The sequence below is a fragment of the Streptomyces pristinaespiralis genome, from assembly GCF_001278075.1.
GTDB lineage: Bacteria > Actinomycetota > Actinomycetes > Streptomycetales > Streptomycetaceae > Streptomyces > Streptomyces pristinaespiralis.
Genome location: NZ_CP011340.1, coordinates 6,078,460 through 6,099,377, shown reverse-complemented (window position 1 = coordinate 6,099,377; position 20,918 = coordinate 6,078,460). Strand labels below are relative to the sequence as shown.

Genomic DNA, 20,918 nt, shown 5'->3' with positions numbered 1-20,918 from the left:
CGCTGTTTCCGAAGTCTCCTCGCGGGGCACTCGGTTCACCCCGCGCGACCGCACGAACGTAGCGGATGTCCATGCGGTGACCGGCTGATTCAAGCCGCATGGGAATCGGACGGAGGTCGCTCGCCCGACACGAGGGCACTCGCGCTGTAGGCGGCGCGGACGGCTGATTCCGGGAGGAATCGACTGGCCCGGCCGTTCCAGCTCACCACCAGTTCGTCCCGCGCGCGCGTCGCTGCCACGAACAGGAGCGAGCGGGCGCGCCGGTGCTCACGCTGATAACGCTGGGGATCTGTGTCCCGGAAGCCCTCGATGCGCTGATGCGGTACCTGGCCCTCGCTCACCGAGGCCAGGAACACCCGCTGGAACTCCAGCCCCTTGAAGCGGTACATGGTGCCGATGCGTACGCCCTCGCCCTTGCCGGGCCCGTCGTTGCCGATCTCGACGGCGGGAATCCGGAACGGGTCCGAGCCGAGTGTGGCGGCCAGCTGCGTGGCCGAGGCCCCGTCGGGCACACACACGGCCATCGCCGAGTACGGGGTTCCGTACCGGTCGTGGCGCTCCTGGATGAGAGTGGCCAGCGCCCTCTTCTCCGTGGCCCAGTCGGGAGCCCGCCAGAACTGAGGGGCGAGGCCCGTCAGTACGGAGCGGTAGCCGTCGAGAGTGTCGGGACCCTCGTCCAGGTCGTCGAAGGACTCGCCGTCCACCAGGCCTCGTGCGCTACCCAGGATCTGGTGTGTGGTGCGGTAGTTGAGGCTCAGACGGCGGGACGCCCGGCCGGGGGTGCGGATACCGAGACGGCCCAGGACAACCTGGTGGGAGTAGATTCGTTGGTGAGCGTCGCCGACGAGAAAGATGTCGTCGGGGCCTTCGGGCACCATCGCACGCAGCATGCGCCAGTGCGATGCGGACAGGTCCTGGGCCTCGTCCACCACCACGTGCTGATAGCGGGGCTTGAGCCGCATCCCGCTCCCTGCCTCCCGGTGCAGGAGATCCCGGCCGCCCTGCTCGGCCTTGTAACGCTGCTGCTCCGCTACGCGAGCCATGTGATGCTGTTCGAGTCGCGCGGCCTCGTCGGCGACCAGGGCGTGGGTGGTACGCCGGGGCGGACCCGCGAGCCGGTGCCGGTAAGCCTGGACCAGGCTCCAGATCTGTCGGCGCTCCGGACGCTGAAGCCTGCCCCGGCCCGGCCGTTCCGCGCGGAAGTACTGATCCTGGGTGCCACAGCCCTGCGCGAGGATGACGTGCCTGAACTCGGAGTCGAGGAACTCCGCGTCGTATCCGTCGATCCCCTCCTCCATGCACACTGTGTGCCACAGGTCCAGGGCGGCTTTGTCGTCCAGCGGACTGCCGAGGTCGCTGGTGGGATGCTCGGCGACGACCGCGCGGGCGAGCCGGTCGATGGAGACGACGTGCACCCGGCTCAGCAGCTCCTCGCCGCCGAGGAGCTGAAGCCGGTGCTTGAGGTCTGCGGCGAGATTGGTGTTGAAGGTGGTGAGCAGCACCGGCCTGGTACGGCCCGGCGGCAGCCTGTCCACGAGGTGCCGTACGCGATGCAGGGCGACGACGGTCTTGCCGGTACCGGGACCGCCGGTGACCTTGGCGGAGCCCTTGAACGCCGTGGTGGCGAGCCGTCGCTGCTCGGGGTGGAGGAACAGCCGCCAGGCTTCGAAGCTGTCGCCGAGCGCGCCGAGAACCGCCGTGTCCTCCGTGCTGACCTGGGAGACCGGCCGGCGTGCGGCGCGTGCCCAGTCGCCCGGGTCGACACTGCCTTCCGCTCGCCACTGCTCGGTGATGTGGCGGCGCACGTCGGCCGTGTCCATGCCCGCGTGCAGGGCCCGCAGGACCTCGCGGGTGAGCTGCGGCAGATTGTGACCGAGCAGGGCCTCCAGGCGGCGCTCGTCGGTGACCCGTCGCAGGGAGGGAAGCAGCGAGGGGATGACCCCGAGACGGGTGAGGGTGACCGCGTCGTACTGGTCGAACAGAGGGAGCGGCGGGCTTTGCGCGGGTGCCGGCTCCGTCCGGTTCTCCGGAGCGCCGACGTCGCTGGACGACGTACCGGTACTGCCCGTCCTGCTCGGTTCCGCGTGACCGGCGTCGTCCTGTGCCGCCTGTGCGTGATCGGCCTCGGGGCCGTTCACGGCTGCGGTCGTGTCCTGCGCCCCGGCCGTCCCGCCACGCTCACGGTCCGCGCGCCGCCCCGTGTGGCCTGCTCCGGACACCGTGGACCGCTCGGGCAGAGCCACGACGGTGGCGCTCACCTGGGCCTGGTCGACCAGCTCGATGCCGCCGGACACTTCGTTGATCGTGACCGTGAGACGCGTCAGGTCGTCGTGGGCACGCGTGCCCTCGCGCACCGCGAGCAGCGTGAACCGGTGCTGCTCCGTCTCCAGGAGCAGGGCCATGCGGCCGCCGTCCAGAGTGGCCAGCGACAGCTGCCCGTTGGAACCGGCGGCCCGCAGCGGGGCGAGCCGGATGGCCCGGCTGGTCCGGTCGGCCCGCAGTCGTCGGACGAAGTCGCCCACCGAGTTCTTCGCGCCCGCGCCGAGGACGCGTACGTCCTCGTGCGCCTGCGGTGCGATGGAGACCTGTGTACGGATCTTGTCACTCACCCCGGTCCCCTTCCCGCGCGTCGCCTCCGTCGGGGCTGTGCGGTCGCCCGCCGGTCAGTGCGGCGAGTTCCGTCACGTCCCATTCTCCTGCGGCGCGCACCTGCCATCCAGAAGCATGACACTGCGTCATATAGGCGATGTCCTGGGCATCCTGGGCGAGCACGACGCCGACGCGGCGGTCCGGCCAAGCCAGTTCGATCGGGCGGGCGATTCCCTCGGCGTCCCAGCCCACTGTGGGCGCCGGCACGTCACCGCGCTCGGCCAGGGCTTCGGCCAGCTCATCGAGTGCCGGTTCATCGCCCTCCGCCAACTCGCCGATGACCAGCCCCCACGCCTCACGTTCCACCGGCGTCAATGGGCCTTCGGCCGCTGCCGTGCCTGCCGCAGGCACAACAGTGAGTGTCTCCGACCGGCCCAGACCCGAGCCGGGCTGCTCCTTGCGCAGCGCGGGCAGCAGCCCGTCGCCGCGCACCGCTGTCGCAGCGAGCAGTCCCGCGTCGAAGCCGTCCAGGGAGGTCCTGGCCAGGACGAGGCCGTCGGCCTGCCCCGATCCGGTGGGATCGAGGAACTGGAGGATGTTTCCCCAGCACAGCCAGGCTTTCCAGCGGCGTCGGTGGTCGGGCCCGTCGCCGTGCACGGTCTCACCCCGATCGTCGAGGACGGCCAGGGCGCTCCAGCGCTGCCTCCCCTCGCGCCGGTCGACGACCGCGACGAGCGGCAGCCCGGAGGCGTCCTCGGCGGGGATGAGTTTGAGGCCCTCGCCCGCGGCGGAGGGCGGGTGCTCTCCCCGCAGGGCGGCCTCGATCCACGGCACGGCCTCCGCCGGACCCGCGTCGACGGCTCCCCTGGTGACGTACAGCAGCCCGCCCACGCAGAGTTCGGCCAACTTGTGCCAGAGCCTCAGGTCCGGGTTGCGCAGGTAGCCGAGGAGTGAGGGGATCGCTCCCGCGTACAGCAGCGCGTCGGCCTCCGCCGGATCGCGGCGGCGCCTGGCCCACTTCACGCGGACCTGACCGCCTGGCGAGTCGTCGCCCGTCACCCGGTAGGGCGGCCAAGCGGCGTCCGAGGCCCGGCCGGCCAGCAGGCCGGCCAGCGGGGTCGGGGCTGCCTCGGTGTCGTCGGTCCGGTCGGCTGCCTCGGCCGGTGGTGGCGTGAGCTCACGCTCCCAGGCCATCACGTCGTCCCAGGTGATCTGCCAGACGAGGGTGCCGTCGGCGCGCAGCCGGGCCCGCTTGGCCGCGTCGTCGGCGATCCGGTTCGTCTGCGACGAGGCGTGCCAGCGGTAGCCGTCGAGGTAGACGGCCACGGACAGGGGCGGAGCCGCGTCGGCCCCGGCGGCGTCGGTGACCGGGCGCAGTATCAGGTCGGGCCGGGTGCCGTGCTCGTCGAGCGGCTTCTGCGCCACGGCCTCCCAGCAGATCGCCGAGCCGTCGCGCCGGCGCAGCGCGAACCGCTTGCCGTGCCGCCCGGTCGGTGTTTCACCGTGGCTCTGCTCCGCCCGGTTCTCGGGCCGGGCGAGCCACCGGTCCAGGCAGTCGATGAAGCGGCGCTCCAGATCGCTCTCGGCCTGGGCGGCGAACCGGACGCGCGAGCCGGGGGCCACGGTCCCGGCCTCGCTCACGTTCCAGTCGCTGTGGCCGTCCTCGCCGAGAAGCGCGTCCAGCATCCACAGCGCTTCCTGCCGGTCGATCAGCGGGTACTCACGCTGTTTGGCGTACGGGAGCAGGCACCGGTGACAGGCGCGGCGCGATCCGTCCCCGTCTTTGCAGGGGCAGTCGCGCAGCTTGCGCTGGGCGGCGGCGAGAACGGCCCGGAACTCCGCTCCGTTATCGCCGTCCACGAGCCGCTGGAGGTAGCCGGTGCCTCCCGGCAGGGCGTCGTAGAGGACCAGGTAGTGGCGGGTGAGGCCGGTCTCGCGGTCGGGCTCGGTGCTGGGCGTGGACCGGATGTGGGCCGGGTCGCCGCCGTAGCGCCGGGCCAGGCCCAGGTGCAGGGCGGCCGAGAACGAGGCCAGACGCTCCTCGACGAGCAGGGTCGCGGCGGGCAGCAGGATGCGCAGTGCTTCCGTGGTGTGCTCGGTGGCCGTGATGACCCGCTGGTCCCCGGCGGCGGCGGGCCGGTCCTTGCGGCGGGTCGGGCACCACGGCCGGTGGTGGCGCAACTCCGGTCGCCCGGCAGCCGATTCGCTCAGCTCGCCCTGTGTGGGGGCGTGCTCCGGCTCCCGGTCGGTGGCACCGCCGCACAGGGGGCAGACCGAGAAGGCGGTCACGGTGGTGTGCTCGCCCGCGATGTGCGTGTCGGGGCGGCCCATGGTCCGTACGGGGCCGAGGTTGAAGTGCCGGATGACGGCTTCCCGTACATGGTCCACGCCGAAGGTCGTGCCCTGGTGGCGCCAACTGCGCAGAATCGTCTTGGGGTTGACGTCGACCGCGACGACCTGGGTGTAGCGGCGCTCGGTGCGGGTGTCGCGGTCGTCGATGATCCGGGCGTCGTCCCGTTTGTCGCGGGAGGTGACCTTGTGGGGCACGATGACCTGGTGCAGGGCCGAGCGTCCGCCGATTCCGGGCCCCTGGCAGCGCGGACAGGGCGAGGTGTCCTGCTCGGCGTCCGACGACGTCCGTACGTACCCACACTCCTGGCAGAGCCGCCAGGTGCGCATGGCCGCGGAGGTGTCCTCGTTGCCGGGGGTGCGGGAGCCCAGGTCGAAACCGTCGACGACATGCCGGTACCCGCGTACGTAGTAGGCGCTGCCGGGGGCCAGTTCGGTGAGCGCGGACTCGGCCGGCCGTTCGTACAGGCGGGTCTCCGTGCGCCAGCGGGACTTGGGTGCCTGATCGCTGTCGTCCGTCGTCGAGCGGGCGGCGGGCGCCGGTTCCTTGTGGGTGAGGGCCGCTTCGAGGCGTACGCCGCCCTCGACGAGGCTGTAGTTGGGCAGCAGGCCGTGCTCGACGAGGAAGCCCTGGGCACCGGACTGGCTCAGCTGCTGGATGCGTTTGGTGACGGCGGCGGCCTCGCGGCGCAGTGCGCGCTGGTCGCGTGCCTGGTCCTCGACCTTGTCCGTGAGAGAGTCCGCCGCCTCGTTGATCATGGCGCGGCGGTCGATCAGTGAGGCACGCTCCGACTCCCAGGCGCCCTCGGCCTGGGCCACTCGGGCGGCAAGCTTCGTCTTGGCGTAGTCGAGCAGGGTCTCGCGGGCCTCATCGGACACGCCGGAGTCCGCGACGCCCTCGATGGCGGGGAAGAGATCCAGGAACGTGTGTGCCAGATCCGTGCGTCCGGACACGGTCCGGCGGAACGTGTGCAGCCAGCCGACGCGGCCGAACAGGGCAGTCGCCCGGTCGGGCAGCGGCAGTACACCGTCGAGTCGGCCGCGGGCGGCCAGGTCGATGAGATGCGCCGTGTACTGGCGGCACAGCAGTTCGCCCGCCGACAGGAAGCAGCCCGGAGGCAGGATCTGACCTGCGATCAGGTGGCGTGGTTCGGCGAGGTGGTAGAGGGCGCGCGGGCTGGTGTCGGCGAGGGACACCATCAGCGCGTTGCCCGTCGAGCGCCCCGCGCGGCCGACGCGCTGCACGTAGTTGGCCGTCGTGGCGGGCAGGGAGGCGAGCACGACGGCCTCCAACTGACCGATGTCGATACCCAGTTCCAGCGTCGGGGTACAGGACAGGACGTTCGGGTCGGTGTGCCGCCTGCCTTCTCTGAAGCCCCGCTCGACCTCTTCGCGCTCCTTGCGTTTCAGTACACCGGTGTGCTCCGCGGCGACGACGCTGTACGGTCCGGCCTCGCGGTACAGACGCCGGTAGTAGTCGAAGCGGTGGTCGCGGGCGGCCCGGCCGCCTGCCTCGGGCGACGGTGACGCGAGTTCACCGGCGCAGCCCTTCACCAGACAGGTCAGCCCCTGCCAGACGGCCACCCGCTCCGGCGGCACGGTCTGCGTCCACCCGCACTCGGGGCAGGCCAGCGCGGCGCGGGTGATCTGTTCGTCGTCCAGCGGCCGGACCCGCACATGGCCCGGTGTCAGCCCGTACACCCGGGGGCCGTGGCCACCGCCCGGCCTGGCGTCGCCGGTGCGCCGCACGGCCAGCGCCCCGATGTCCTCCTGCGCCAGTTGCTCCAGCAGGTCGGCGAGGAAGGCTCCGGCGGCGGACCGTTCCAGGCCCAGGCAGCGCTCGGTGAAATCCGCGTACCAGTTCTCGCGGCTGTCGACCCGCTCGAAGTCGGTCGACCCGGCCCGGCCGCCCACCAGCACGAACGCCGGCGCGCCCGAGTTCCTCCCGAAGGCGGGCATCCCCTCGGGGCGTCCCCACCACACCGAGTGGCGGTTGCGCCCCTCGTCCTTCACGAACCGTTTGAGCCAGGTGTGCTGGATGCCACCACTCACCCGCACGTGTTCGAGCAGGCCGCGTACGAACCCTTCGAAGTGCCTCAGCCGCTCCTCGCTCCCGGGCGGCGGGAGCTGCCGCCGCGCCGCCGGGTGGCCGGCGCCAGGCCGTCCGCCCTCCTCGCCCGCCTCCGGAGGATCCTCGGGCAACTGCCCCGCACGCAGGGCGCGTTCGTGTTTCTCATACAGCGCCTCGGCGGTCTTCGCGGCCCGCTCGGGGTCCGGCAGGCACACTTCGGCGGCGGCGGTGCGGGTGAGCTCCAGGGTGCGGCCGAGGCGGGAGTTGAGGCCGAACTCCAGGATGGTGTTCAGCGCGAGCCGTTCACCGACCAGTTCCCACGTGCGGCCGGGGATGCGTTTCTTGCCCGCGAGGAGACCCGCCACCCGGTCCACGTCGTGCAGGTCCGGCGGCACCACGGAGGCGAGCAGCCGGTCCTCGTCGACGGCCGCACGGCGCACCAGGGCCGCGATCAGTTCGTTCAGGGGCACTCCGCGGGCGGCGAAGTCGGCTTCCAGCTCGGTCTGTTCGCGCAGCTGCTCGTCGATCAGGGAACGCAGTGAGAACTTCCAGGCCCGGCTCGCCACGAACCCGGCGAGGTGCGCGGCGTCCTGCACCGCGTCGTTGAAGATCAGGGTCCGCCTGCGGTCGCGTCCCTCGCGGTCTTTCTTGGGCAGCTCGCCGCCGGTGAACAACTGGGTGACGGCCACGGACGCGAGCGGGGCGACACCGGCACCGAGGAAGCGGATTCCCTCGGCCTGACCGCAGGCGGGGCAGCGGTCCTGCTGGGAGTACTCGTTCTGTGCGCCGTTCTCGTACCAGAGTTTGACGAAGACGCCGCTGTCCGGGGCCTCGGCGATCTCGTCGCCGTCGAGGAGGACCTCCTCGGGGTCGAGGCCCCGCAGCCGTTCACCGTCGCTCTCCAGGACCAGGACCGTCGCCTCGTCGCCGGGGCCCCTGCGACGGCGGCTCGCCCGCCGGGCGAGGATCCGCCGTGCCTGCTCGGCCGCCTCACCCGGGGTGGCCGCCATCAGCGCCCGGACCCGGCCCTTGGCCGAGCCGCCCGACGCGCTGCGGCGGTAGATCTCCTCCGGCGCGCTGACCAGGGAGGCCGGACCGCGCTCGGGGCAGATCGCGCTCCAGCCGGACCGTCCGCAGTGCCGGCAGTACACGGAGGGCAGACGCCCGGCACCGCGCGTGTGCCGCCTCCGCTCCTCCTGTGCGGCCCGTACGACGGCCTGGGCCGCCCGCGCGGGTCCACCCGCAGCCGTACGGGCGTCCGCGTCCGGCGCCACGGCGGCCTGGTCGGCGTCCGACCAGGAGAACACCGGGCGCGGCCCGACGAACCGCAGCACCCGGGACAGCGCCCGCAGCCACAGGTGGGACTCGACGAGCAGGAGCGGGCGCTCGTGACCGGCCGCCGAGTCCGGGTGGCGGGCCTCCGAGATCAGCGCGACGAACCGGGCGAGCGCCTCTTCGAGGAGCGGCGCGTCCTGCTCGGACCAGGCCCAGGCCTCGACGCCCGCCCCGGCGTGCGTGCCGGAGTCCGTATCGGAGTCCTCGCCGAACGCGGCGAGCACCTGGACGGGCGTCCGGGGCTCGTCGAGCCCCGCCCGCAGCAGAGCATGTGTGAGCGGGTGGGCGAGCAGGCGCCGGCCCAGTTCCCTCGGGTCGTCGGCGTCGCAGTCCAGCACCGCCCGCGCGAGCGCCGTCATACCGGGACTCGGCTCACCGTCCTGCCCTTCCGGCGGCGGGGCGGGATAGGGCAGTGCCACGAGCGCGGCCGGGTCCGGCACGGGCAGTGTCAGGTCGACGGGAGAGAGGAGCGCGTCGAGCCCTTGTCGGTCCTCCCCCACGACCGAGTCCTCGGGAAACCGCACACCGAACACCTGCGAGGCGACCGCCAGCATGGGCGCGGCGGCGCTCTGTCCCGCGCCGCCGTCCTCACCGTCTCCCGGCCGCTCGGCCGTGGTTTCCGGGTCTGCGGCCGTCGCACCGAGGGTCGCCGAGGTCGCCACCGGGCAGATCGAGCCGAGCGGGCGCCCCGGCTCGGCGGCGCCCACCACGGACGCGAGCCTCCGCAGCAGCATCGCCACATCGGTGCCCTGCGCACCGTCGTACGTGTGGAACTCGTCGATCACCACATACGCCAGGTCCGCGTCCCGCCACAGCGGGGCGTCCTGCTGCCGCTGGAGCAGCAGGTCCAGCATCTTGTAGTTGGTGATGAGGATGTCCGGCGGGTTGCGGCGGATCTCGGCCCGCTCGACCATGACCCGCCCGTACGGCGAGCCCGCCTTGGTCGCGCTCGCCTCACCGATGTACAGCCCGGCGGTGACTCCCCCCTCGTACAGGCGGTCGTCCTCCAGGAGCTTGCCGAGACGGTCGGCCTGGTCGCCCGCCAGCGCGTTCATCGGATACAGCAGCACCGCCTTGATGCCGTGCCTGCCCGCCGACTTCGCGCGCAGACAGTGGTCGATGACCGGCACCAGGAACGACTCCGTCTTGCCAGAGCCCGTGCCCGTGGTCACCAGCGTGGGCCGCGGTGTACGACCCCCCTTGCTGCTGAGCCGCTCGAACGCCTCCGCCTGGTGCGCGTACGGCCAGAAGCCCTGCTCCCACCAGTCCAGATGCCGCTCCCACCCTTTCTCGGCGGCCCGGAAGGGACGGCGGACACGCAGATACGGGCCGCGGAACAGCCCGTCTCCCGGATCGGTCAGGAAGTCCGTGAGGGCCTCCCGCGTATCCGGCTCGGCCAGGGCGAACGTCGTCGTCAGGTACTCGACCGTCGTCTCGCGCAACGCCTGCGCGGCCAGTGTGGGTCTCATAGCGCGGCCGGCTCCCCCTCGGTACGGCAGTGGACCTCGTATCACTCAGTCCCTCAGTGATCGCCGTCCAGCTTACGGGGGCGCACCGACAGTGCACCGGCCACTACGGATTCAGCCCAATCCGATCACCTCCGGTGGCCGGCCGGTCGCCTGCTCGCAGGGAGTACTCGGCCCATACAGTCTTGCCGGGCGGCCCGTCCGACCGTTCCCGCCACCCCCACGTGGCAGCCAGCCCCGCGACGATCAGCAGCCCCCGCCCGCCCTCACCGTCGACCCCGGGAGAAGCGGGCTCGGGCGTCCCCTCGGCACGGGTGTCGGTCACGTCGACGCGGACGGTCACGGCGTCGGCCCCCAGCCACAGCCGGAAGTCCCGCCCCGGCACCCGCCCGTGCCGTACGGCGTTGGCACACAACTCGGCCACGACCAGGGTCACGTCGTCGTACGCGGCCGACCCGTACGGCACGCCCCACGCGTCGAGCCGCTGCCCGGCGAGCCGCCGCGCCAGTCTGACCCCTCGCGGCGTGGAACTGAAACGCATCGTGAAGTGGTGTGTGGGGCTGGTGAGTTCCGTGTGGGGGAACACGTGGTCGGACGGTGCGCCGATCTGGTTCGTCATGCCATCAACCGTCCCGGTGGTGGCGTAGCGTGACCAGTGGTGACGCACTGACGCCAGTGGTTGTACGCGCGAGTGCGGTACGTGTACGCGCCGCGCGGCATGTCTCTGGGTACGGCCGCGCGTTGGACCGAGGTGACCTGGCGGGCCGAAGAGGCCGGTGAGAGGCGGGGCTTGTGGTTGACGGCGAGGAGAGGGACGAGGAGAGGGGCCAGGCGTCGGACGACGGGCCACGCCCCGAGGACGAGCCCGGGACGGGAGTCGTGGCGGCTTTCGGCCGCCAGTTGAAGCTGTTCCGTACGGCGGCGGGCCTCGAACGGCAGGACCTCGGCGCGAGGGTGGGCTACTCGGCGTCCACCATCGCGGCGTACGAGCAGGGGCGGCGCGTTCCGCAGCCGCGTTTCATCGACAGTGTCGATGAGGTGCTGGGGGCCAGGGGTGTCCTCAAGGCGTTGAAGGGGGAGGTGGCTCGGGCGCAGTATCCGGCGTTCTTCCGGGACATGGCTCGGTTGGAGGCTGAAGCGGTTGAGTTGACCTCGTACGCGACGCTCGTGGGCAATGGGCTGCTCCAGACCGAGGAGTACACGCGCGCGTTGCTCAGGATGAGGCGTCCTCCGCTGGACGAGGAGACCATCGAGCGCCGCGTGGCGGCCCGTCTCGCGCGTCAGGAGATCTTCGACCGCCGACCCGCGCCGTTGCTCAGCTTCGTCCTGGACGAGTCTGTACTACGCCGCTCTCTGGGTGGAACCGCGGTGCTTCGAGGCCAGTTGGAGCATCTGCTCCTCATCGGGGAGAAGCGGAACGTGGAGATCCAGGTGATGCCCATGGACCGCGAGGACAACGCTGGTGTCGACGGCCCGTTCACGGTGATCACGCGCAAGGGTGGGGAGCAGATCGTGTACCTGGAGGTCCAGGGGCGCAGCAGCATGGTGACCGACCGCGAAGAGGCACGGCTCCATGCGGCCCGCTATGGGATCATCCGGTCGCAGGCTCTCACTCCCCGAGAGAGCTTGGAATTCGTCGAGAAGTCGCTGGGAGAGCTATGAAGACCGCGCGAACTCCGATTGAGACGCAGGGACTTGGCTGGTTCAAGAGCAGCTACAGCGGTGCCGAGGGCGGTGAGTGTGTCGAGGTGGCCGGAGGCTCCGGCGCCGTATACGTCCGGGACTCGAAGGACCTTGCCGGGCCGATATTCGCCGTGTCGCCGCAGGCGTGGGCCGGGTTTGTCGGGCTCGCCGCCGACGCCGACGTCTGAGTACGTACAAGACAGTCACTCATCCACCCCTTGGTCCCGGCCGCCGCCTTCAACGGCGCCCGGGACCAAGGCCGTTCACGCCCTACTCGGCAGAGCCCCGGGGCGGCTCCGCGTCACCGGGCTCCCAACCCGCATCGCGTAGGCGCCGCGTGAACTCGTCGTGTGCGGCCTCCATTTCGGCAATGCGGCTGGCGCGGTGGAGGGGCTCGGCGTATCCCTCTGGCACCTCGTGCTCCAGCGGGAACAGCTCCGGTGCGCTCAACTGCTTCCAGGCGTCCTTGGGCTGCCCGTAACCGTGCTGCTGGTGCGCCTTGGCGATACGGCGGCCCGCCGCGTCGAACCACATGTTCTCCTCGTACTGCTTGAGTACGGGGAACCGGGCGTTGTACATCGCGACTAGCTCGTCCTTGCTGATCCCGAGCCAGACGGCGACGAGTGCGTCGATCTCCACGAGGGCCGCGCGGCGGGCGAGTTCGGTACGCAGGGGAGTTGCGGGAGTCCAGGCTGAGGTGACGCCGTCTGTGAGGGGCGCGAGTTCGGACGGCCATGCCGAATCGGCGGCCCAGGTGTCGGTCTGCCAGGTGGGGTTGTAGAGCTTGTTCCAGAGGGGGGCGTAGGCGTTGGTCTGGGCATTCAGGCGGAGGGTGCGGAGGAGTAGGGCGTCGGCGAGGGGGTGACCGGGGGTGGGGGCGGGCATGACCTGAGCCTCTCCAACCTGTAGGTCTGAGCGCCCAGTTGCACGTAGGAAGTAGTCGAGAGGCAGGGCAGCCCAGAAACCGGCCGTCAGCGCAGTGTCCCGGTCGTTGGACAGCGCCATGCTGTGCGCCATGTGAACGTGCGCGGGACCTGGCGGAATGAGGCAGGCGAACAGACTGCGTTCCGTATTCGAGGCGATCTGGCGGCGCCAAACCATCCGCGTGAACCGCGCATAGGGACGAGACGCCCAGTTCACGAGTTGGGCGTGAACGCCGTCGTCGGTTCCGGCGATTGCCTTCGCTTCGGCCATTGCACGTTCGTCAGCCTGGAGCTCGCGGAGCAGTTCCTTGTCCAGCCAGGTGCGCCGGGCGAGCCCGTCGTAGTACTCAAGCGGAGTACAGCTCGCGGCCCGCCGGTAATTCGTACGCGGCACCTCGTCCTCGGAGAGGTTGAGGTGATCCCAGGGCTCGTAGTCCCGCATGCTCTTCGAACCGCCCTCAGGCGGCTGCTTGTGGTACGGAGTCGCGACGCTGAACATCGGCCCTTGAAGGATTACTTCGTTCCACTGTTCTGCCGGGCCGGGAGTCCAGGTGAAGTAGCCCGCCGTACGGTCGGTTTTCTCGTTGAAGCCGGTGCTGATTCGAGGGTCGAGTGCCCCCAGTCTGTGGGGCCAGCGGGCCAGCGCGGCGATGGCCGATTCCTCGGATCGCGTCACCGGGAAAAGTAGCTTGGCCTCTTCGGTCGGGCCTGGTTCATCCTCTCCGGCCAGTTTCTGCCAGTCTGCGAGCGTCTGCGGGTCCACAGTGACGATTCGGTCGCGATGGGCGCGCAGGTCCCACTTGCCGTCGTTCTTCACCGCGGGTACGGGTCCGGTGCCGTCGTGCCTGAGTGACTTGGTCAGCACATGGGGATGGAGCAGCCAACTCATGTGCTGGAACTTGATCTCGGTCTCTGCGCCGTACACGTTTACGCTGAAGTGAGAGCTGTTGCCTACAGGGTTGGCGAAGATGAGGAGCTCGTTCGTGAAGTCGGCGTGGAACCGCAAATGCCGATAAGCCGCCCTCCGCAACACCCCCTCCTTCGCCCCCGTCAAATGCGTGGACGGGTGAATCAGCCCCGCGATCCCCCGTTCACCCGTAACCCGCCATGCCTGCAACATGAACGCCCGGTACATGTCCGGCCGGGTGCCGACCAGTTCGGGGTACGTATCCGGTGAAGACAGGAAACCGGAGATGCCCGCTACGGTCTCCAGTTCGTTGAGGTAGAACGAGCGGCGACGGGGATCCCGCAGCAGACGCTCCACTTCCTCACTCCACTGGGCCTCGGCCGCCTTCCCACCCAGTACGAACCACGGCTCGATCTCCGCGAGCACAGCGGGCTCGTCCCACTCCTGGCGGACCCACGGCGGATTCCCCACCAGCAGATCGAACCCGCCCTCCGCGAAGACGTGCGCGAAGTTCAACTCCCAGTGGAAGAAACCGTGTTCGGCCGCGATCTCGTACGACGTGCCGTACCACGGGAACAGGTCGCCGATGTCCAGATGCGAGACCCACGCCGACGTCGCCGTCATCTGCCGGTCGAGTTCCGTCTCGAACGTGTCGAGCGACGGGAGGTCCGACACCTTCGGGATCTCCTCCAACGTGCCCACGCTGGCGTCCGTGTCCACCCGTCCCACGAGGGCCTCGGCGAAGGCGATCCAGTCCTCCAGGGACTTCAGGGCCACCTTGCGGCCGGCCTGCCCCTTGCCGCGCCGCGTCAGGTCCTCATCGCCGTTCCAGTAGACCGGATCCGAGCCGTTCAGCAGGCCGACCTCTTCCAACGGCCAGAACCACAGCGCGCACCAGGCGTCCATCAGCTGCTTCAGCCGCCAGTACGGGCTGCCCTCGGCGCGGAGTGCCTGGACCACCGCGTCCCGGTCCATGAGGACGGCGCCGTGGGGCTTCGTGACGTCGGCCGCGGTCGCGCCCCACACGTCGATGGTGCGCGCGATCTCCTGCTCGGACAGGTCGAGACGCAGTCGGACCAGGTCCCAGAGGTACTCGACCCGCCGCGCCAGAGCCATCAGGCGGCCCGTCTGCGTGCGTCCCTGCTTGCCCTCGGACTCAGCCTCCGCCCCTTTTTCCTTCTCCTTGGCGGTCTGCTTCGGCGGCGACACGGCGCCCGCCTCCGCGGTCGCGTCGGCGTCCGTGTTCGTGCCGGAGAAGTCGAAGCCGCCCTGCTCCCACAGGTCGAGGCCCAGGTCGAACGCGCCCTGCCCGATGCGCTCGTCCGTCACGGCGGCCTTGTCGCGGGCGTCGGCCGCACTGGTGGCGGCTTTCTTCGCCGGCGCCTTCGACTTCTGCTCGCCCTTGGGGTTCCTCCGCATCGCCGAGCGCCACCTCCTCATGGCCTCGATCAGCTCCGGGTCGAGCCAGTCGGCCACCGATCCGGCGGCCACGCTCACGGGCCGCTCGTCCGCCGCCGCTCCCTTCTTCGGCTTGCGCACCGACACCTGCTCGGCGATCGAGCCCCAGCCCAGGGCGGGGAGCAGGAACTGATGGACCTCCCGGTGCTTCAGCCGCTCGGTGAGCGGAACGTGCCGGGGCCGCTGCTGGTCCTTGGCGTTCAGCCAGCCCCCGAGGTGCAGGGAGTGGCCCGGGTACACCTTGCGTGCCGCGCCCACGAGGGAGTTGCCCTGGTGCAGGTGCAGCCCGTACCAGGGGGCCTTCATGCCGGGGTGCATGGTGTTGAGCCACAGTGAGATCTCGGCGAGCTCCACGGCGGTGTCGTTGAGGTCGACGCCGTACGCGTTGTGCAGGGCGATGTACGCTTTCGCCTTCTGGAGTTCGCGCTGGTAGTCCTCGGGGTCGATCTCCACGCCGCGTTCGCGCTGTGCGAGCTTCAGGTACAGGGCGGCGAGCTGGTCGACGGCCTCGTTGAGGAAGGCGCCGGAGCCCAGGGCGGGTTCGCACACCCGCCAGCGCAGCACGTCCGCCGCGTTGACCCACGCCTTCTCCGGCTTCAGCGGGTCGACGCGGCCCTCGTCGTCGAGGCGGAAGCGGAGCGTCTGCTCCACCGCGGCCTCGGTCAGGGACTTGGGCGTGTAGTACGAGGCACTGGTCTGCCGGTCCCGGCCCGCGAGCCGGTACACGTACGAGCCGACGGGATGGACGCGCGAGGCCGTCTCCCCGGTGTCGCGGTCCACGACATCCTTGACGAAGACGCTGTTCCCGGGCTCGTCCGGATAGCGCCCCGACCGCACCTGCCCTGCCTCGACCAGCCAGGACCCGCCGCTCTCGTCGCCGCCCTTGGCGACCTCGTACAGCGCTTCCCGGGCGATGAAGCCGGTGTAGGACATCAGCCCCTCGTACACCGCGCCGAGGTGGTTGATGCTCAGGTTCGCGTACGAGATGAACGCGCCGTGGGCCCTGCCCTTGCCCTCGACGAAGGTGAGGTGGCGCAGCACCTGGTGCAGGACCTCGTTGCGCAGCCGCAGGTCCAGCGGCTTGGCGGGCGCCGGGCTGCCGTCGGGGAGAGTAGCCGTCGGGTAGTCGATCTTCTGGCCGACGAGCTTTATCGACTCCGGGTCGAAGAGGCGGGAGCGCAGGGCCTCGATGCGTACCGCCGCATGGCCGTCGTCCTCGGCGAGGCGCGGCTGGGAGTCGAGGTCCGGGGTACTCCCGGCAACGGGCTCGGTGGGCTCGGCGACGACCGCCGACGCGGCGGACAAGGTGGTCCGGTCCTTGACGGTGTCGGCCACCGGGTGGCCGTGGAAGACCTTGTCGAAGAGCAGCGCCAGAGATTCGTGGAAGTGGTGGCCGCGCCGCGACGCGCTGCCCAGCTTCTCCTGCGCGACCAGCTCACGCAGCCGGGCCACGCTGTAGCCGGTGACGTACTCGTCGCTCTTCATCGGCACGATGTCGAGCTCGGGGCGGGCCTCCGCGTACAGGAGGAACAGCAGCCGGTACAGATAGCGCAGCGACTCGTGGGTGAGCAGCTTCGGCAGGTCGCCCGGTTCCTTGAGGACCTCCGGGAGCCAGTCCTGGAGGTCGTCGGGGTGCACGCCCTGCTCGCGGGCCAGGTCGAGGACCTCGTTGGCGATCAGATGCACCGACTTCTGCAGTCCCACCCGCAGTTCGGCGGTGACGCCCACGGAGTGGTCGCGGGACTCGGCGACCAGCTTGGCGATGTCGTCGTCCGAACCGTCCTCGCCGGGGCGCAGCGACGGGGCACCGAAGACCGCGGCGATCAGGTCGATCTCGCCGGCGGTGGCGCCCTTGGCGGCCTTGCGGGGCAGCGCCGTGTCGAGGCTGACCGCGAGGTACTCGCCGCGGGAGAAGCGGTCCTTGTCGCCGAGGACCATCACACCGCCGAACAACAGCAGTGCGTAACGGGGACCGTTGTCGCTGGTCAGCAGCCACGCGGCGAGGTCGGTCACCGTGGTCAGGGACTTCCCGGAGGCGATGCGCACCGGAGCCGCCAGGCGGTTCGCCGACCCGTCGCCGCGCGTCGCATCGACATCGGTGGCGAACCCCCCGGTCAGAACGACCAGGCCCGGCTCGTGGTGGGCGACCGGGACGGCGACGGGGCCGGTGGGTGTCATCGCGGTGAGGTGGCCGGGCGCGATCGGGTCGAACCCGAGGGCCGTGAGTAGCCGGCGGTGCCAGGCGGCGAGGTCGGCCCGCCACCCGGACTCGGGGGTGTCGTCGGCCGCCCAGTCCGGCGCGAGGGCGCCCGGAGCCGGGGCCGGTTCCTGTGTGTTGCCGGGTCCGGCGTCGGACAGAGCGGGCTGGAAGGCGGGCGGATCGGACTCGGCGGAGACGGCCTTGAGCACGTCGGACGCAGTCTTCTGCGCCGCGACGGCCCGGGTGTCCGTGACCGCGTGGTACTTCTCGGCGTCGGTGGCGAGGGCGGCGCGCGCGGCAAGATAGGGCTGGGCCAGGTCGCGCAGGCCCTGCCGCGGAGTGCGCTGCCCCTGCCGCTCAAGGGCGGTCCACTCCTTGAGCGGTCCCCCGCGAAGCTGCTTGGGCAGGATCTCGTCCAGGTAGAAGGGCGGGAAGTACTCGCCTTCGTTGATCAGGGAGTCGAACGTCACGCCTGTTGCTCCTGCTCATGCTCGTGCTCGGTGTGTGACGGGTGACGGGTCTCTGCCGGGGCCGCCGGGCCTGTCATGCGCCCGGTTCCAGGACGGCGAGGATCCGTACCATCGGCTCACCCGTGGTGCGCATCCGCGCGGCGGCCTCACGAAGCCGTTCGGCCGCGGCGTCTCGTGCGCCGCGCCCGCCCGCGAAGCCGGGAAGGGACTGCTGCTGCCAGCGGCCGACCCGCCGTTCGTAGGCGTGCAGCGGCGCGTCGACCTTTTCGTTCGCGATCCTTCGCAGCTTCTTGAGCTCGCGCCGGGTCTCGGTGACCGCGGGCCCCACCAGTGCCTGGAGGGCGTCGATGTCCCCGGCGGCGTAGTGATCGTCCATGTCGGGGCCGATGCCGTACTCGGCCAGCACCTCACGGGTCAGCTCGCGCACCTGGGGCTTGCCGCTCGCCAAGCCCTCCACGGCACACCAGGCGACGACAGTCGGACGGCCCTCCGCGTTGGACCACACGCCCTGGGTGAGGACCACCGGGCCGGCGGGCAACGCTGTCGGGTCGACCTGGAGGACGGGCGCCTGCTGACGCCCGATCTGCACCAGCACCTTGTCGGTGATCCATTCCACCACCGGGTGCAGCTCGCCGACATAGTGCGCGTCTGGCCACAGGGAGGTCGAGTCCGCGGCCTCGCGGGCGCGGCGCAGGGACTCCGCCCCGTCCGTGCGGCTGAACGTGAGGTTCATGCGGCGCTTGATGTTTTGGTCGCGCAGATAGCCGGGGGGCAGCACGTCGAGTTGCCGGAAGAGATCCGCGGGAGTGTCGAAGCTGAGGTCGTTGCCGACGGCGGCGGTGTGGAGCCGGAACTGCTCCAGGTCGGCGAGTTCGGCCAGGCCGGTCAGGACGTACTCCCGACGGTTGCGCTCGGCGGAGTCCGCGAACAGCCGGAGGGTGTCGACGGTGGGGATGGGCGGCAGAGTGCCGCTTCCCGTCCCGTCGTCGTGTTCGGTGGTACCGGTCTCGGTGGTGCCCGTGGCCTGGCCGCCGTTGCCGTTGCCGTTGACGCCCGGACCGGCGGTGCCGTCCGCGGGGTTCGGAGGGCCGATCGCGTCCAGGTCGAAGTCGTCGAGATCGTCGAAGTCGCCCGAATCCTCGAAGGAACCGAAGTCGTCCGGGCCCGCGAACCCATCGGGATCGTCGCCGACCCCATCTGAAGCGGGGGCGGGGGCGGGGCCGGTGCCGAACTCGGCCAGAGTCTGCCGCTCGACGGGCAGTCCGGTCGTCAGCACCTCATCGCCGTCCGTGGCGGCGGGTACTGCCTCCAGGTCACGTACCGCGTCGTCCGGGGCGACGCCAGTGAACAGCGCTTCCATCACACGGATCTCCTCGCGGTCCGCGTCGTTCTCCTTCGTCGCGGCCTCGACCGCGCCGAGGATCTCGTGGACGCGAGCCTCACGGGCCAGCACCTTCACGGCGACGGCGGTGTCGTCCAGCGCGCCTTCCACCTTCGAGGTCATGACCATGGCCCGGAACTCGGGCGGCTCACTCTGGCCGTAGCGGTCGATGCGGCCGTTGCGCTGCTCCACGCGGATCAGGCTCCACGGCAGGTCCCAGTGGATCAGGTGATGACACTGGCGGTGGAGGTTGACGCCCTCGGAGGCGCCGTCACCGGTCAGCAGCAGCCGGATGTCGCCGCCGGCCCGCGCGAACTCGTCGACGTACCCCTGCTGGACGGTGTCCGGTACGAGGCTGTGCAGGACCCGCACGGCAGCCGCGGCGTCGTCCCCGTCCCGCCAGCCGAGCAGCGGCGGCAGGACGGCGCCGAGCCAGGCCAGCGTCTCGCGGCGCTCGGAGAACACCACGGCGCGGCGCGCGCTGCCCACTCCCACTCCGATCCTCCGCAGCTCGGTGACCAGACCGGCCAGCTTGGAGGTGGCCGGCAGATCACGCTCGGCGGCGGGCCGCCGCAGCGCGTCGGCTGTCGCCACCTCCAGGGCTCGGGCCAGGTCGGCGAGCCGCAGCAGGGACGCGACTTCCGGCGTGGCCGGAGCGTCGGCCGCACCGGGCACCGGCGGGTCGGTGATCTCCGTATGCTCCTTCGGGAGCCGATGGCCGAGTCCGGTGAGCCGCTTGCGGACGGTGGCGAACAGGGCCCGGTGGGAGGAGAGGAAGGACTTCAGCAGGACGTACGGGAAAAGCCGGTCGTCGGTGGCCTGGACGGCCGGGGCCACAGGAGCGGGAACCGTCTCGCCCGGCCCCGCGACGGCGGACTCCTCGCCGGGCTTCGCGAGCCAGAATCCCGCCAGCTCGGCGAAGATCCGCTCCTCCAGGTCGCTCGCCGCGCACGGCACCGGATACGAGCCGCCGCGCGGTGCCCAGGCGCCGTTGAGAGCCTTGGCCACCTCCGTGCTGGTCTTCGTCCGGCGCAGCATCAGATGATGCAGTTCCTCCGGCTTGGGATGCTTCGGGTCCTTGACCGCCATGGGATCGAGAAGGCGCACCAGGCCGGTGAAGGAGGCCATGTCGCCGTTGTGGGGGGTGGCACTGGCGAGGATGAGGGCGTCCGTACGGTCCGCGAGGAGGTTGGCCAGGGCCCGGCGGTCGCTGCCCCGGTTGATGAGGTTGTGCGACTCGTCGATCACGACGGCGTCCCAGTGCACGTCCTCCAGCCAGGGCCGGTACCGCTTCGGGTTCTTCAACGTGTCCATGGAGACGATCACGCGCTTGTAGTACGTGAACGGGTTCCGGCCGGCCGGAACCTTCCGTTCGATCCGCGCGATGCCGACACTGTCGAGCCGGACCAGCGGCAGCGAGAAACGCGTCCAGAGCTCGTGCTGGAACTGCTCCAGGACGGGGGCCGGGGTGACGACCAGGATGCGCTCCCCGCGTCCCCGGCGTACCAACTCGCCGAGCAGCACCCCGATTTCGAGGGTCTTGCCGAGACCGACCACGTCACCGATCAGCAGCCGCGGGCGGAGCGGATCCGCCAGAGCCTTCACCGCCGGGCGCAGTTGGTAGTCCATCCGGTCCAGCAGGAATCCATCGGTGAGCGCGAGCCCCGTCTGGATCTGCGGGAGCGGAGTCCGGCGCAGTACCGCCTCCAGGAAGAGACGGCTGCGCCGGAAGTGCCGCGAGGAGTCGGGCAGCAGCACGGTGTCCTCGGGGCGCAGGACACGTGGCTCGTCAAGCGAGCTCAGGAAACGGGCCGTACGGCCCCGTACCAGCTCGGAGGCTCCGGTGGCCTCGACGACGTACTCGCCGTTCGGCGTCGTAGAACTGTTGCGTACCAGCCACTCCTCGTCCCTGACCTCGATCACGGTCCCCGCCGGGGGCGGCCCGGCAGGAGTGACCGAGCTGTCGGCGTGCGCTGCGTCGGGCATCGGGTGAGGGTCCTTAGAGTCGGTGGCGATCGGGGACTGTCGGTCTGTCGGGTAGCGAAGTTCTGGACACCCGGGGGAGCCGGAAGAGCCGGGTGGCTCG

At 70.8% G+C, this 20,918-nt stretch carries 7 protein-coding genes; 2 read left to right on the top strand and 5 right to left on the bottom strand.

What is annotated here, in order from left to right:
• Nucleotides 1-89: 89 nt before the first annotated feature.
• The 3 genes from SPRI_RS25955 to SPRI_RS25945 all read right to left on the bottom strand — a co-directional run bounded on the left by SPRI_RS25955 (nucleotide 90) and on the right by SPRI_RS25945 (nucleotide 10,429).
• A complete protein-coding gene (locus SPRI_RS25955) occupies nucleotides 90-2,609 on the bottom strand; it encodes a UvrD-helicase domain-containing protein (RefSeq protein ID WP_050791577.1) in 2,520 nt (839 codons plus the stop codon).
• The gene (locus SPRI_RS25950) at nucleotides 2,602-9,813 is read right to left on the bottom strand and encodes a DEAD/DEAH box helicase (RefSeq protein ID WP_053557368.1); all 7,212 of its coding nucleotides are present in this window, start codon (nucleotides 9,811-9,813) and stop codon (nucleotides 2,602-2,604) included. Before SPRI_RS25950 ends, SPRI_RS25955 begins: the two co-directional genes overlap by 8 nt.
• Nucleotides 9,814-9,916: 103 nt before the next feature.
• Entirely contained in the window at nucleotides 9,917-10,429 is a 513-nt protein-coding gene (locus SPRI_RS25945) for an ATP-binding protein (RefSeq protein WP_005318355.1), read from the bottom strand.
• A 173-nt stretch (nucleotides 10,430-10,602) separates the two neighbouring features.
• Between SPRI_RS25945 and SPRI_RS25940 the strand changes: the two genes are divergently transcribed.
• A complete protein-coding gene (locus SPRI_RS25940; RefSeq protein ID WP_005318353.1) occupies nucleotides 10,603-11,472 on the top strand; it encodes a helix-turn-helix domain-containing protein in 870 nt (289 codons plus the stop codon).
• Entirely contained in the window at nucleotides 11,469-11,681 is a 213-nt protein-coding gene (locus SPRI_RS25935; RefSeq protein ID WP_005318351.1) for a DUF397 domain-containing protein, read from the top strand. Before SPRI_RS25940 ends, SPRI_RS25935 begins: the two co-directional genes overlap by 4 nt.
• Nucleotides 11,682-11,763: 82 nt before the next feature.
• Here the strand turns inward: SPRI_RS25935 and SPRI_RS25930 are convergent, their stop codons facing one another.
• Together SPRI_RS25930 and SPRI_RS38580 are read right to left on the bottom strand one after the other, a co-directional pair.
• On the bottom strand, nucleotides 11,764-17,451 hold the full coding sequence (locus SPRI_RS25930) for an Eco57I restriction-modification methylase domain-containing protein (RefSeq protein WP_053557367.1): 5,688 nt from the start codon (nucleotides 17,449-17,451) through the stop codon (nucleotides 11,764-11,766).
• A 73-nt stretch (nucleotides 17,452-17,524) separates the two neighbouring features.
• A complete protein-coding gene (locus SPRI_RS38580; RefSeq protein WP_005318349.1) occupies nucleotides 17,525-20,818 on the bottom strand; it encodes a DEAD/DEAH box helicase in 3,294 nt (1,097 codons plus the stop codon).
• Nucleotides 20,819-20,918: the final 100 nt, after the last annotated feature.